This window comes from Shewanella halifaxensis HAW-EB4 (assembly GCF_000019185.1).
GTDB lineage: Bacteria > Pseudomonadota > Gammaproteobacteria > Enterobacterales > Shewanellaceae > Shewanella > Shewanella halifaxensis.
The window spans coordinates 411,372-425,968 of sequence record NC_010334.1; the positions used below are offsets into that span (position 1 = coordinate 411,372).

Annotated in this window: 12 protein-coding genes and 1 pseudogene; 5 read left to right on the forward strand and 8 right to left on the reverse strand. The window is 44.7% G+C overall.

The window, feature by feature from the left end; genetic code table 11:
* Positions 1 to 102: 102 nt before the first annotated feature.
* The gene (locus tag SHAL_RS01755; RefSeq protein ID WP_012275478.1) at positions 103 to 555 is read right to left on the reverse strand and encodes an Lrp/AsnC family transcriptional regulator; all 453 of its coding nucleotides are present in this window, start codon (positions 553 to 555) and stop codon (positions 103 to 105) included.
* 139 nt (positions 556 to 694) lie between these two features.
* Between SHAL_RS01755 and SHAL_RS22980 the strand changes: the two are divergent.
* Positions 695 to 757, forward strand: a pseudogene (locus SHAL_RS22980) (hypothetical protein); the annotation flags it as partial.
* Between the two features lie 161 nt (positions 758 to 918).
* On the opposite strand, the gene SHAL_RS01760 reads toward SHAL_RS22980, so the two are convergent.
* On the reverse strand, positions 919 to 1,224 hold the full coding sequence (locus SHAL_RS01760; RefSeq protein ID WP_012275479.1) for a hypothetical protein: 306 nt from the start codon (positions 1,222 to 1,224) through the stop codon (positions 919 to 921).
* A gap of 248 nt (positions 1,225 to 1,472) precedes the next feature.
* On the opposite strand from SHAL_RS01760, the gene SHAL_RS01765 reads away from it, so the two are divergent.
* Positions 1,473 to 2,483: a WD40/YVTN/BNR-like repeat-containing protein gene (locus SHAL_RS01765; protein WP_012275480.1), complete on the forward strand. Its 1,011-nt coding sequence runs from the start codon at positions 1,473 to 1,475 to the stop codon at positions 2,481 to 2,483.
* Positions 2,484 to 2,550: 67 nt separating this feature from the next.
* On the opposite strand, the gene SHAL_RS01770 is transcribed toward SHAL_RS01765, so the two are convergent.
* From SHAL_RS01770 to glnA, 4 genes are all read right to left on the reverse strand, one after another.
* Positions 2,551 to 2,865 carry a helix-turn-helix domain-containing protein gene (locus SHAL_RS01770; RefSeq protein ID WP_012275481.1) on the reverse strand — a complete coding sequence of 105 codons (315 nt, stop codon included), beginning with the start codon at positions 2,863 to 2,865 and terminating at the stop codon, positions 2,551 to 2,553.
* Between the two features lie 41 nt (positions 2,866 to 2,906).
* Positions 2,907 to 3,335 (reverse strand): hypothetical protein, encoded by a 429-nt coding sequence (locus tag SHAL_RS01775; protein WP_012275482.1) that lies wholly within the window; start codon positions 3,333 to 3,335, stop codon positions 2,907 to 2,909.
* Between the two features lie 222 nt (positions 3,336 to 3,557).
* Complete coding sequence (locus tag SHAL_RS01780) at positions 3,558 to 4,763, reverse strand: dicarboxylate/amino acid:cation symporter (RefSeq protein WP_041415792.1); 1,206 nt, start codon at positions 4,761 to 4,763, stop codon at positions 3,558 to 3,560.
* Between the two features lie 205 nt (positions 4,764 to 4,968).
* Positions 4,969 to 6,378, reverse strand: a complete 1,410-nt coding sequence (glnA, locus tag SHAL_RS01785; protein ID WP_012275484.1) for a glutamate--ammonia ligase — start codon at positions 6,376 to 6,378, stop codon at positions 4,969 to 4,971.
* A gap of 702 nt (positions 6,379 to 7,080) precedes the next feature.
* On the opposite strand from glnA, the gene typA reads away from it, so the two are divergent.
* The 3 genes from typA (at position 7,081) to pdxY (ending at position 12,142) form a co-directional block, all read left to right on the forward strand.
* Positions 7,081 to 8,892 (forward strand): translational GTPase TypA, encoded by a 1,812-nt coding sequence (gene typA, locus SHAL_RS01790; RefSeq protein ID WP_012275485.1) that lies wholly within the window; start codon positions 7,081 to 7,083, stop codon positions 8,890 to 8,892.
* A gap of 654 nt (positions 8,893 to 9,546) precedes the next feature.
* Positions 9,547 to 10,998, forward strand: a complete 1,452-nt coding sequence (locus SHAL_RS01795) for a disulfide bond formation protein B (protein ID WP_012275486.1) — start codon at positions 9,547 to 9,549, stop codon at positions 10,996 to 10,998.
* Between the two features lie 280 nt (positions 10,999 to 11,278).
* Complete coding sequence (pdxY, locus tag SHAL_RS01800; protein WP_012275487.1) at positions 11,279 to 12,142, forward strand: pyridoxal kinase PdxY; 864 nt, start codon at positions 11,279 to 11,281, stop codon at positions 12,140 to 12,142.
* A 391-nt stretch (positions 12,143 to 12,533) separates the two neighbouring features.
* Here pdxY and SHAL_RS01805 read toward each other — a convergent pair whose 3' ends face one another.
* Both SHAL_RS01805 and SHAL_RS01810 read right to left on the reverse strand, forming a co-directional pair.
* Positions 12,534 to 13,748: a 4Fe-4S binding protein gene (locus tag SHAL_RS01805; RefSeq protein ID WP_012275488.1), complete on the reverse strand. Its 1,215-nt coding sequence runs from the start codon at positions 13,746 to 13,748 to the stop codon at positions 12,534 to 12,536.
* Between the two features lie 182 nt (positions 13,749 to 13,930).
* Positions 13,931 to 14,578, reverse strand: coding sequence for a DUF2959 domain-containing protein (locus SHAL_RS01810; RefSeq protein ID WP_012275489.1), 648 nt, complete (start codon positions 14,576 to 14,578; stop codon positions 13,931 to 13,933).
* Between the last annotated feature and the right edge of the window lie 19 nt (positions 14,579 to 14,597).

Consider the following 14,597-nt stretch of genomic DNA (forward strand, 5'->3'; position numbering starts at 1 on the left):
CTTAAAGCTTAGTAGGCCAATGATCTAGTGGCTTATTGCGCTCGCTAACATTGAGTTAGCGTGCTTGGTTCAACCCTGTTATTTTTTGAGGCTTGAATGCCGCTACAGCGGCAATGTACTACGTGAGAAGTTCTGTTTTAACACTACGGTCGATTCGATCCCTGCGATACAGTTTAGACTCCCAAGCGACTTTTTCACGAAGCTTTCATAGCTTAGCAGGTCACTGGCGACGATTTTTAGGAGGTAATCGTGAGCTCCGGTGACCACTGAGCACTCCATTACTTGTTCAAGATTTTCCATGCTGTCTTCGAAAAGTATCGCATGTTGATCTGAGTTTTCTTTGAGGCGTACAAAGGCGTACACCACTACGTTGAACCCCACATCTTTTGGGTCAATTTGCGCCGCATAACCACGGATTATGCCACTTTGTTCCAGCTTTCTCACTCGGCGAAGGCAGGGAGTATCGGACATATTTAACTTGGCAGCGAGCTCTGAGATCGCGATACGGCCTTGGCGTTGTAATATGGCGAGAATATTGCGGTCCTTAACATCCATGGGACAACCTTTTTATTTTTATGGTGAAAGTCAGTATCAATTAGCTATTTTATAGGGGATTCCAATCTTAAATGGAAGTTATTAGAGAAAATTTACGGGTTTACGCTGATTGGATACTGCATCAGTAATCTAAGATGAAGGCTTTGATCACGCATTGGATTTGATTGGGGACGTAGGCTTGTATATGGCTGCTTGCCGTTGATGCGCAGTTGAGCCTACCTTTAGAGGGCGCTAATGAGCCTAGATATTCGCAAATGTCGATAGTAAAAGCAGATGTCGATCGTAAAAGAAGATAAGTAATGAAAGTCATATAGCAAGATAAAAAACAGGCCTTAATTTAAGGCCTGAGATATCACTTTTAACTTAAGGTGTTACCGCTCTTAAATATACCTTACGGTGATTGAATTCTTGATTGAGATGATTTAATTCACCCACTGATAACTTGGCCAGTAATGTCGTACCCTTGTCATCTGTGACAAATTTTTGCGCGGTGCGATTAACAAAATCTACTACATAAACACTATCGCTTTGCTGCGCTTTTGCCGTTTCTTGTGCTGCTTGGCTGGAGCAATCATTACATTCTGTAATCGGACTCATAGCTGCAAGACTTGTCGTTGAAAGTAGTAGTCCTGCGCTTAGCAGTGCGACTCGAGTTGCTTTTTTTCTCATAGTAGGTTCCTTATTACTAAAATGGTGATCTGCGTCACACTTTTAATTTAGTATATAGTTTAGATAGTGTCCAGAACTATTTGTTATTAAGTTGTTGTTTAATCTTGTTTTATTCATGAATTGCTAATTTAGCGTGCTAGATTAATGGAATGCTTCTCTAAAGGATAAGGGGGGATGAAGGGCTTGCTTAACGACGAGGTTTATTCGATAGTAACCACATTGAGCTGTCATTCATTTTAGGGAAATTAATGAAGATATTCATGCTGTTAATCAGTTTTTGTTGTTTTGGCGTTTCGGCGATGGAATGGAATATTCAAAGCCTAGCTCCCGGTTCTTCATTTAGAGGTAGCGCCGTACTCGAGGGAGTCGCTTGGGTAACGGGGACTGATAACCGCGTCTATATCTCCAAAGACAGCGGTAACAGCTGGTTAGATGTATCGGTTAAAGATCAGCCTTTGACTGATTTTCGCGATATTGAAGTGTTCGATGCTAACACGGCAATTGTTATGGGGGCGGGTCAGGGGGGACTCTCTAAGCTGTATATAACGCAGAACCAAGGATTGAGTTGGCAGTTGCTGTTCGATAATCCCGATGAACTGGGCTTCTTTAATTCAATCGCTTTTTGGGATCGCAATAATGGTTTGTTGCTGGGCGATCCCGTTGGTGGTTGTTACGTTATCTTACGCACTGCAGATGGTGGCAAAACATGGCAGCGTATCGCCAAAGGGGAGTTACCAGAAATGCTCGATAAAGAGGTCGCTTTTGCCGCCAGCGGTAATACATTAATCGTTGGCAAAAGGGGGCGGGCTTGGTTTACCACCGGCGGCTATAGCAGCTCTGCCTACAGCAGCGCCGACTCGGGGCAACATTGGCGTCGGCGTCCAATCTCTCTCTATGATGATACTCAAACCGCAGGTGGCTATGCGCTAGCATTTAATCATTTAGGTGATCTATTTGTGGTGGGCGGGGATTATCAGCAACGGGATAAGTATGATGCGAATATGGTCTATAGAAGGGGCTATGTATGGCATAAAGCGCCGGGTACGACACCTGGCCTACGCACGGCCATGGTGTGCTATGAAGAAACCTGTATTGCCACAGGCAAACTTTCGAGTGATATTTCCCGTGACCACGGTTATAGCTGGCAACCACTGCTAATCAATGGTCAGGCTCAGGGCTTCTTCACCCTAGCGATTGACGGTAATACTTTGGTGGCAGGGGGCCATGGTGGTCGAGTCGCCGTGTATACTTTTGAATAGTCGCTCCTGATTAGCAAAAGCCCAAATAAGCATTTTGTCCTATAATCGATGGGCTTTTGTTGGGGGGCTAGCCCAAAATAAGATACATAATAAGAGCACCCACGCAGCCACCAATCAAGGTCGCTAAGGCGAATAGCAACCACTGACTGTATAGAGATACTTTTTGCATCTGAGCATGAGTGGGCTTTGGGATCACCTGCAATTGTTTCTGTTCCACTTCAAAGACGGCACATAATCCCAATAGGGTTTCGTTAGAGGCACTGCCCTCTTTCTCTACTCGCTGAACTGTACGTAAACTAATAGCACAGGCATCCGCTAAGTGCTGTTGAGTCCAGCCCTTAGATTGGCGCAATTCTTTTACTGTTATCGCATTAATCTCCATGTTCGACTCCGCTAGCTCCCTTAGTTTTATTTAGCATTTGCCTAACCAGTAAACTGGTGTACTAGCCAAGCAGCTAAGCCGCCAAAAACCATACCGGCGACAAAGAACATGAATATGCGCTTGAGCGCTGACTTACTGTCCATGTTGAGATACGCTTTAGTTTCGGTCGCCATATACTTGCCATTTTTATATAGGGTGCATACAACGGTTGCAGTGAGCAAGCTACTGACTTCAAAAGTCACTTGGTAGTCATTGCCCAAATAACAAAATTCGTGAGCGCTTTTCATCCCAAGGTTACGCTTTTCGGTGATCAGTTCATCATTGACATAAATAGTTTCTTTACCAGTAAAACCTGAACCGTGGGCGGTTATACGTACCTCTTCATCGTTGAAGTAGTACCAATATCCATTTGCAATCGTGACCGTGTCCATTGTTGTGTCCATTTTGTGTCGAGTGATTGATTGTTCCATATTTGCTCCTTGCTATGTTGACAGTTGAATTTGACGAGAGCAAGTTCAGCATAAATTTTGTTCGGTGACGGCGTCATGAATGTGACAGGCGTAAAAAAGGCATATGACACTTAAAGTGTCATATGCCTAATTGATTGTAATTAAGATGCTTTTGCTTAATATGCTATCAATGGTAAAGGAGGTCGTTAGTTCGCTAAGGTTTTGGCGTTTGTCACTATAGCCTCAGCTTCTTGCATAACGCTTACCGTTAATCCGTTCGATTATTTGGGTCGCGTTGAGGTCGTGGATCACGTTGATCACCGTTGCTGGGGCGTCGGTAACCGCACCAATAATCACTAAGATGGGGATCACCTCTATCGGTAAGCCTAACGTGGTGACGATAAATATCTCGCCAAGAAAAGCCCCGCCTGGCACGCCGCCAATCACAAAGGCTGAGAGGACAGAAATCAGTACCGTTAGCGCAAAGATATCTGCAGTAAAATCCAATCCGAGAATCGAGTAGATAAACACAATTTTAAGGGCCGTGGTCATGGCTGCGCCGCCCTTGTTTAGGTTTACCAGTAAGGGCAGACAGATATCGGCAATCTCCTCTCTAATGCCCATCTTATTAGCGGCGCGAATATTGACAGGTAGTGATGCAAGGGAGGAGCTTGTTCCTAATGCCGTCGCTGATGGCTCAATGGCGTTGCGCCAAAATTGCTTAATGCCATTAATGCCACCGCCTAACCAGGCGTATAGCGTGCTACCAAGGGTGTAGTAGAGTGCGGCAGCGATAAAAAACAGGCCGATAGCACGGGCAAATGTACTCAAGAGTTCGGTATCTTGGCTGGCCATCGTCGATGCAAAGTAGGCGCCGAGTCCCACTGGTGCAACGATCATTAAAATAGAGACGATTTTCATGATCACGGTATTTAAGCTATCGAGCATGGCCGAGACCTTCTCGCCATCCTTTCCTGACTGCCCAATAGCAATGCCTGAAATAACTGACATGATAATCAGTGCCAGAATGTTGGACTTAGACAGCAAACCAACAAAGTCGTTGGTGGTCAGCAGGTTAACAAAATCCATGCTTCCAGAGCCAGTGCTCACTTGTTGATGCAGATCTAGGGTTACCCCTTGTGCTGGGTCGTAAATAGAAGCGAGGCCGATAATTCCTATTGTTGGGATAATCGCCATAACAATAGAGACCATGAAAATGGTCACTAGGATCACACCGAGTTTTTTTAAGTCTGTCATACGGGCGATAGAGGAGGTGACGCTAATCGCCACTAATGGCACGATAATCATAAACAGTAAGTTTAGAAATATCTGGCCCAAGGGCTTTAGCTTAAGGGCAAACACTGGAAAGAGGATCCCAATCAGTCCTCCTAGCATCAAAGCCGAAAGTAAGATAATAGAGGAGCGATAGGGCTTAATTTTTTGCCACATAAAGTCATTCCATTTGTGAGCTATACCCATAGAAGGCTTATACTGGTTGGTATTAGCTTTTTCGCAGACGAAAGCGAATAGGGATAGATAAACTATAGGTCAACAGTAGATAGACAGGCGAACAAGGTAAAAAAAAAGCCCCAAACATTGCTGTTTAGGGCTGTAAGGCTAACCACTCTAGCGGTTAGCGAGTCATCTCAGATAATTACAAGCTGTAGTAAAGCTCGAATTCAACTGGGTGAGTAGTTTGGTTGATACGCTCAACGTCTGCAGACTTAAGTGTGATGTAAGAATCGATAAAGTCGTTAGTGAATACGTCGCCACGAGTCAAGAACTCACGGTCAGCGTCTAGACACTCAAGTGCATTTTCTAGTGAAGTGGCAACTGTTGGGATTTCAGCCGCTTCTTCTGCTGGAAGATCATATAGATCTTTGTCCATTGCCTCACCTGGGTGGATCTTGTTTTGGATGCCGTCAAGGCCCGCCATTAGCATTGCAGAGAATGCTAAGTATGGGTTTGCTACTGGGTCACCAAAACGGATTTCGATACGACGACCTTTTGCACTTGGTACCACTGGGATACGGATAGAAGCAGAGCGGTTAGCTGCTGAGTAAGCAAGCATAACTGGCGCTTCGAAGTGTGGTACAAGGCGCTTATATGAGTTTGTCGATGGGTTAGCAAATGCGTTGATTGCGCGAGCATGCTTAATAACACCACCGATGTAAAATAGTGCTGTTTCGCTCAATCCGCCATACTTGTCACCAGCGAATAAGTTCACGCCGTCTTTTGCAAGAGACTGATGCACGTGCATACCGCTACCGTTGTCACCAACGATTGGTTTAGGCATGAATGTCGCAGTCTTGTTGTAAGCGTGAGCAACGTTATGTACAACATACTTAAGTACCTGAACTTCGTCGGCCTTCAGTGTTAGTGTATTGAAACGTGTTGCGATTTCGTTCTGGCCCGCTGTAGCAACTTCATGGTGGTGTGCTTCAACAACTTGGCCCATCTCTTCTAGTACTAAACACATAGCACTACGGATATCTTGTGATGAATCTACTGGTGCTACTGGGAAGTAACCGCCTTTAACGCCTGGACGGTGACCCTTGTTGCCATTTTCATAGCTGGTACCTGAGTTCCAAGCCGCTTCTTCAGCGTCAACCTTGTAGAAACAACCCGACATGTCAGCGCCGAACTTGACATCGTCAAATAGGAAGAATTCTGGCTCTGGACCAACCAATACTGTATCGGCAATACCTGTTGAACGTAGGTAATCTTCAGCTTTCTTTGCAATTGAACGTGGGTCACGGTTATAACCTGTCATTGTGCCAGGGTTTAGGATGTCACAACGAATGTTTGCAGTCGTTTCAGCGGTAAAAGGGTCAAGAACAAAGCTTGCTGGATCAGGCATCAATACCATGTCTGATTCGTTAATGCCTTTCCAACCTGAGATTGAAGAACCGTCAAACATTTTACCGTCTTCAAAAAAGTCAGCATCAACTTGGTGAGTTGGGATTGTAACGTGCTGCTCTTTACCTATCGTATCGGTAAAACGTAAATCAACAAACTTAACTTCTAACTCTTTTAGTTGTTGTAAAACTGATTCTGCTGACATTCTAAAGTCTCCGAGTAGGGTAAAGGGTCGTCCCTTTGTTTTATCTTTAATATTTAGCGCTTAATGCGATTATGGTCTTCATATAGCGAGACTCGTGCCAACTCTTTAACTTGTTGAATATTATGAGTTAGTCGTTTCTTGGCTTTGTTGGTAACTTCTTTGTCGCACTATTTTGGTGCGACCAATGGATCAATGTGGTGCGCGCTATAACAGTGCAGTTGCCATTTGTCTTGCAGATACTTAATTGGCATCTCGTTTAAAATCGGTACACAGAATAACTAAGCTATGACCAATTTTATAGGGGATAAGTCAAGGAAATAACATTGGATTTTCAATAAGTGTTATTGGGATTAAAGACAGTCATTTAACCGCAGGATTATTGAGCGTGTTTTAGCTACTTATAGATCTGAAATCGTCGCCTAAAACAGCCAAAGTGTTGGATATAGCGAGGAGGTTTAAGCTGGCTGACACGATTAGTCTAGTGTGGGTAAAGTATAAAAAAGTGTATAAAAAGCGGACGTTAGAGCGAAAAAAAGCAATGCGAAAGAGTTATTTTTAACGATTGGTTAAAAATAATCCTGTGAGATAACGTCGAGCTAGAGTAGAATGTCACGCTTTTTATTGCAACTACTATACTAGATTGGTTTTAGTTGTTGTCAGTAACCCCCCCTATATTTTATACCGATGGTAAGAGGTTTAGCCGTGTTAGAGAATTTACGTAACATCGCCATTATTGCACACGTTGACCATGGTAAGACTACCTTGGTTGATAAGTTGCTGGCGCAGTCAGGAACCCTTGAGTCTCGAGGAGAAGCCACTGAGCGGGTGATGGATTCAAATGATCTTGAAAAGGAACGTGGTATCACGATTCTGGCCAAGAACACTGCCATCAAGTGGAACGATTACCGTATCAACATCGTTGATACTCCTGGTCACGCCGATTTCGGTGGTGAGGTAGAGCGTGTTCTATCTATGGTTGACTCAGTATTACTACTAGTTGACGCAGTAGATGGTCCAATGCCACAGACTCGCTTCGTGACTAAGAAAGCTTTCGCTCAAGGCCTAAAGCCAATCGTTGTTATTAACAAGATTGACCGTCCAGGCGCACGTCCAGATTGGGTTATTGACCAAGTATTTGACTTGTTCGACAACCTAGGTGCGACTGATGAGCAACTAGATTTCCCAATCGTTTATGCTTCTGCGCTAAACGGTTTTGCAACACTAGATCCAGACGAAACTAGCGCTGATATGACGCCGCTATTCGAAACGATCGTTGAAAAAGTTTCTTCACCAGATGCTGATGCTGAAGGTGATTTCCAGATGCAAATTTCGCAAATCGACTACAACTCATACGTGGGTGTTATCGGTATTGGCCGCATCAAGCGTGGTAGTGTTAAAACTAACCAGCAAGTGACCATTATTGGCGCAGACGGCAAGAAGCGTAACGGTAAAGTAGGCCAAGTATTAGGTTACATGGGTCTTGAGCGTCACGAAGTTGCTGATGCAACAGCAGGCGACATCGTTGCGATTACTGGTCTTGGCCAATTGCTAATTTCTGACACTGTTTGTGCAACTACTAACGTAGAAGCATTGCCTCCATTGTCTGTTGATGAACCAACACTAACCATGACTTTCCAGGTGAACACTTCTCCGTTCGCTGGTAAAGAAGGTAAGTATGTTACTTCACGTAATATTCTTGAGCGTTTACAGCAAGAACTAGTACACAACGTAGCACTACGCGTTGAAGAAACTGACAGCCCAGATCGTTTCCGCGTATCAGGCCGTGGTGAACTTCACCTTTCAATCTTGATTGAAAACATGCGTCGTGAAGGTTATGAGCTAGCTGTATCTCGTCCAGAAGTTATCGTAAAAGAGATCGATGGCGAGATGTGTGAGCCGTTCGAAACACTAACTGTTGACGTTGAAGAGCAACATCAAGGTGCCGTGATCGAGAAGCTTGGTATCCGTAAGGGTGACATGAAGGACATGCAGTTAGATGGTAAGGGTCGTGTACGTATCGACTTCGTTATCCCTAGCCGTGGTCTAATCGGTTTCCAAACTGAATTCATGACAGCGACTTCTGGTACTGGTCTAATTTACCATTCATTCGACCACTACGGTCCATTGAAAGGTGGTGATATTGGTCAACGTGCACGTGGTGTATTGATCTCTAACGCTACTGGTAAAGCACTAACATTCGCACTATTCGGTCTACAAGAGCGTGGTCGTCTGTTTATTACTCACGCATCAGAAGTATACGAAGGTCAAGTAGTTGGTCTTCATGCACGTGCTAACGACCTAACAGTTAACTGTTTGAAAGGTAAGCAGCTAACTAACATGCGTGCATCTGGTACTGACGAAGCTCAGGTACTAACTCCGCATATCGAAATGACACTAGAGCAAGCGCTTGAGTTCATCGATGATGACGAATTAGTAGAAGTAACGCCACTGAACATCCGTGTTCGTAAGCGTTTCTTGACTGAAAACGAACGTAAGCGTCATAACCGTAAGTAATGACCGCGTTTAGCTTCAACCCTTAATGGGTTAAGTATTAAAAAGGCCCTGAGCATGCAAATGTTCAGGGCCTTTTTGTTGTCTGTAGTTTTGTATTTTAGTGCTGTTGCTCACTCTACCCCGCTATTTTGCAGTTGCCCCCTCAATAATCAATGCTTTTAGGCTAGGCTCACAACTCGCTTTAGAGTGTGAATCTCCACTAGCTTATCAGTTCGCCTCAAGCGCTAGCGCTCACTAATTTAGCGATAAATGAATCCAGATAGCAAAAATAAGAATGCGCTAATACTCATTTGGAGGTATGACGGTTACGACACATTTTTTCTAGCAGATTTGCCGTAATTTAGTTGCAGCTTTAGTAACTTGCATTGCCAATTTACAAAGCATTGCAGCGAATGCTGCAGACAATTTTGAGCCGCTATTTGGCTTGCTAAGCGCATTTTTGAATTGAGTTCTAGTTAACTCTATTGGAGAAAGTTGTGGAATTTCTACTTTTTTGCCTAATTTTTATTACATGTTTCTTGGTGGCTTTTAAGCCACATAAACAAAGAATGGCGCACATTTTTTTAGCTCTAAGCATTTTAATGAGCATGGGGATTTGGTTGATGGCGACTTGGGGCATGCTAGTTCCTGCCGGTAACTTGTGAGAACACGAAGATGAATGAATTAACGTTAAACAGAATTGTGTCGCTGGCGGCATTGGCACTTATAGCTTTGCCTGTGGGTATTGCCTGTATCATCTTAGGTTTTGGAATGGGTGATACCCCGTGTATTCTTTGCTGGCAAGAGCGTACAGCAATGGTGCTGGTATCGCTAATTGCGATTTTTATCATGCGTTACGGCTTAAAGCCAAAGTATATTGGTGCACTGATTATTACCGCTGTATACGGCTTATGGGCGGGCTACCGTCATAGTTCGGCACATATTCTGCGTGATATTGGCCAAGGCTTTGGCCCGGCTATTTTTGGCGTACACACTTATGTGTGGGTGATTGTGGTCTTTGCGATTATCTTATTGTTTGCTGGCGTATTAATGCTGCTACAAGGCGATAAGCTAGTTGAGAAGAGCGATAGCAGTGAATGGAGCCTATTGAACAAGATCACTGTAAATGTGTTCTTAGTGATTATTGGCTTCAACATTGTGCAAGCATTCACGCAAACAGGACCATTCCCATATATTGGTCAAAGCGACCCTGTTCGTATGACATTTGATTCAGAGAAAACAATTTGGTCAACGGCTAACTGGCCTACATTGTCAAAGTTATCAGCCCGTGGTGCTTACTCAATCGAGAAGCCTGACTTTGCGGCTATGACAAAGAATGATGCGACTAAAGTGACGGCTAACGGCGAATTAACTGCGCTTGATAGTGTTACTTTGCCGGCGGAGATCTTCGGTCTAGCGACAGGTATTAGCTATAACCCACAAAGCCAGTTATTTGCAGTGGTTACCAGTAATAACTGGGTTTATTTCTTAAATGCAGAACTGACTGAAATTTTGGCTAAGGTGCAAATTGATGCAGCATTCTCTGCTGAAATATCAAACCTAGCCGGTGTGACGTTTGATGGCGAAACCTCGGTGTTGGTGACAGCAGATCATAAGAGTTTTGTACGCGTTGAGTACGACCCTAGCGTGAAGTTTGATGATACTTACGGTCGATTCGTCGAAGGAACCGATGGCGTTCGTGAACTTAAGCGCAGCCGCTTTGCGACAGTGCGTGCTAAGTACAACTACGTTGCTAACGTTGGTTGGGATGCGAACACTCAAGAGTACTTAATGGTGACTTTGCCAGATCTTAAGCGTAATAACTTTGTGGTTTCACGTTTAAGCGGTAAAGACTACGAGCTAAATAGCGAAGCTATTATTAGCATCGACGCTCAGGCTTACCCGAATATAACCGGTATTAGCGTGGCAGACGATAAAGCTTACTTACTTAGCCATTCTGGTCAGCAAATGTTAACCATGGATTTGGCTTCAAATACCGTTGTTGCGGCTAGCGATATTGCGGGTCTGACTAACCCACAAGCGATGACAGTTGTGAATGGTGAGTTTGCAGTATTAGATGCAACAGAAGGTAATAACCGCGTTAACTTCTACCAAGTTCAGCAGTAATTATTTACTGCTTATTTAGAGTGAGAGTGAAGCCCTTAATCTATGGTTAAGGGCTTTTTGCATTGTTTCAGGCAAGTCCTTACTCATACCGATAACGATTTACTGTGAATCACATAAATCCTAGTGCAATCACTCACAGGCTGATTAAGTTTGGCAATACTAATTTATACTGATTGGTATGAGACTAATTGGTATAATCCGTGAAAACCTCGAGTAGCTGTAAACAAGCAGCTGTAGAGCACCCTCTATTAAATCGCTAATAAAATTAAAGGTTGTAACCATGAAGCGGATCTTATCCATTCAATCCCATGTGGTATTTGGCTGCGCAGGAAACAGTAGCGCCGTATTCCCAATGCGTCGTCTCGGTATGGAGGTGTGGCCAATTAACACGGTGCAGTTCTCTAACCATACTCAGTATGCACAAGGATGGACGGGAACTGTCATGCCTGCGGGTCAGATCACCGAGTTGGTACAAGGGTTAGACAATATCGGTAAACTGCAAACCTGTGATGCCATTCTCAGTGGCTATCTTGGCAGTGCAGAGCAAGGTGGTGAAATTGTCGCAGCCGTGAAAAAGATGAAAGCCCTCAATCCTAATGCGATTTACTTCTGCGATCCTGTGATGGGCCACCCAGAGAAGGGCTGCATCGTTGCGCCGGGCGTGCAAGAGTTCCTAAAAACTCAAGCTTTGGCTGAAGCCGATATTATCGCGCCTAACCTGTTAGAGCTGGAAACGCTCACAGATAGAGAGTTGCATAATCTGGACGAGGTGATAAATGCGTGTGAATGCTTGCTAGAAAAAGGGCTTGAGATGGTAGTCGTGAAGCACCTTGCTAAGGCCGCCACTTGCCAAGAGCAGTTTGAGATGTTGCTGGTGACCAAGGCTGGCAGTTACTTAATCTCTCGTCCTTTATATGAATTTGAAAAGCAACCTGTGGGCGTCGGTGACTTAATCAGTGGCTTGATGTTGGCTAATCTGCAAGCTGGTTTTAGCCCAGTTGAAGCATTTGAGCGCACTAATGCCTCAGTGGATGCTGTACTGCTAGAGACCTTTAACCAAGGCGCTTATGAGCTACAATTAATTGGCGCGCAGGATGCCATTGCATCGCCGGTAATTAAGGCGCACGCCAAGCGAGTAAACTAACTCAAGCTCATTAGTATAAGAGTTAAGAGGCGGAATTTAATGAGCCTACTCCATTCAGGGAGCAGGCTCTTTTCTTAGCCATTACCGTAAGCGCTGCGCTAGTCTTTAGTCGTCTTTGCTTTAAAAGAAGGGCCTAGATCCTAGGACGCTGCGCTTCGAGGGCGGGCTAAAGCCCTACTAGGAACAGCAAAAGAAAAAAGCATCACCAGTACTCTTTCTTAGCTTCCCGCTTTTCCGTCTTTGCTTTCACCATCTTTAAACCGTCTCAGCCTTTCCCTGCTTTACCCCATCTTTTCCGTAAGCGCAGCGTTCCGTAAGGCCGCAGGCCGTTCGTCTTGTACTGTCTTAGCCTTTCCTAGAGCCTGCTTTTCCTAGGACCTAGGACCTTCTATCAATGCCCAATCCTATCTAGATGTTGAATCAAATACATCCGCGCCTCAACGGGCGTTTCGCTGTGCCAGAAGCCTGCTAGATAAGCGATAAGCGGTAGCAGGAACATGATGGTTAGTAGCATAACCGTTAAGCCTCGTGCTGAAAGCTTCCAACCGTTGCGAGTACTAAACTGTAGCGCTTCTTTCTTAGGACAAGCCGATATACAACGCATACAGGCTTGGCACTCATCTGAGCGAATGTTGATTTGGTTATGCACCTTGATATTAGCTGGGCAGGCACGGCTGCACTTGTCGCAACTCATGCCTTTAGTCTCAATCAAGCAGTGCTTGGTATTACGACGGATCTTGAATGGACTAAGAAAGCTCAGTAGCCCTAAAAGCGCACCATAAGGGCAGATGTAGCGACAAAACCCTTGGCGACGCCAAGCTGCAAGCCCAAGAATAAAGCCGAAACAGATTAAGGTCACGAGCCCTGGAGTGATAAAAAACAGTGCCATCTTGAGATCGGCAATCTTGTGGTAATTACTGTTCAGGTAGCCGGGAATACTCATGGTTGGCATGCCGACGATGATGTACAGCAAGGCCAGTAATAGCAGGTATTTTATCATCCGCAGTGGCCAGTCTATCCAAGCCGGTGGCAATAGCTCCTGCTTAATAAAACGTTTTCTGAGTTTATAGAGATATTCTCCTGCCAAGCCCAGTGGGCAGGCCCAGCCGCAGAAGGCGCGCTTACACAGCAGGCCTGTTAGTAATACCACGGTTAGCATGACCGCTGCAGCAGGGTGGTTTTGATCCCAGATCCCTAAACTTAAAATCGCCTTGATCTCGATGCCGCCAGCAATCGGCAAGAAGGCATCGCCCACATCGGGGCGCATTAACCACGGAGTGATCCCTGATTTTAATAACGCAGCATTAACAGCAAATTGTACGCCAACCAATAGCATTGAAAGTGCCAGAAGATGCTGAACACCATCTCGTAGGTTATTGGCCCTCATATCGCCTTGAGCGACCTTTGGTTGGAATTTGTAGACTAAGCCTATGATAACGACTGCAATGGCTAGTGCGGCGATTAACGGCCAATAAAGACTGGAGATAATGGCTCCTGTAATTAATAGGCCTGTAATCAGTGCCCCCCATTTCTTGCCACTCCAATAGATAAGACTAACGCTGTAGGTTAGTGCTAGGGCAAGGGTTAAGGATTCGATAAAGCTCATATGAGTATCTGTTCAATTGTTATTGATACTAGTGTGAAACTTTTTTTGAGAATTGGTTCTGAAGGGGTTGTTAGCTTGTGGACGAGATCTAAAAATTAAGATTTGAGCGTTGAAAATATCGCACTAGCTCACAAGTTTGGTTCCTAAGAGTTCATACCTAGGAACCAAACTTTAGTCATTACTTATTTACCTTCGAGCGAGGCAATAAACTTGTTCGATTCATTAATCGACTTGTTCATCTCTTTAATTAGACCAGAGATATCAGTCTGTAGGCTAGCAAACTCGCCTTTAATGGCGCCAATGGCTTGGGCATTAAGGTTATGCTTTAAATACAGCATATTATCTTTCATTGCGACGAGTACTGGTTCCATCTTGCTCTCGGCGCGGCGCATACTCTTAACCAATTGAGTGTATGAACGCTCAGTTTCTCTTAGCTTGCTTTCGCTGTTACGACGTAGACTGGCTTTGCTGATCTCACCGATCTCGGTTTGCCACTCGTCAAATAGCGCTTCGGCAACATCTTCTACCTTGTCGATACGATTAGTGACATCATCGGCCGCGTCTTGTGCCGACTCATATTCGTCTTTGGCCTTGTTATAGGCACTTTCTAAATCACCACCATCGTGGTTAAGCAGTGCCTGCATCTCTTCAAGCGCCGAGCTGAACTGCTCCTGCGCCTCCTCTTGAGATTCTTTAGCATCTTCGACACGGTCAACCATGATATCGCGCTTGTGATAACCGACTTTCTCCATGGCACCGTAATAAGCACTCTGGCAGCCACCCAGTAGCAGGCTAGTGCCAAGAATCGTTGTGGTGATTAGTTTTTTCATCTTCTTTTATCCCTGAAAA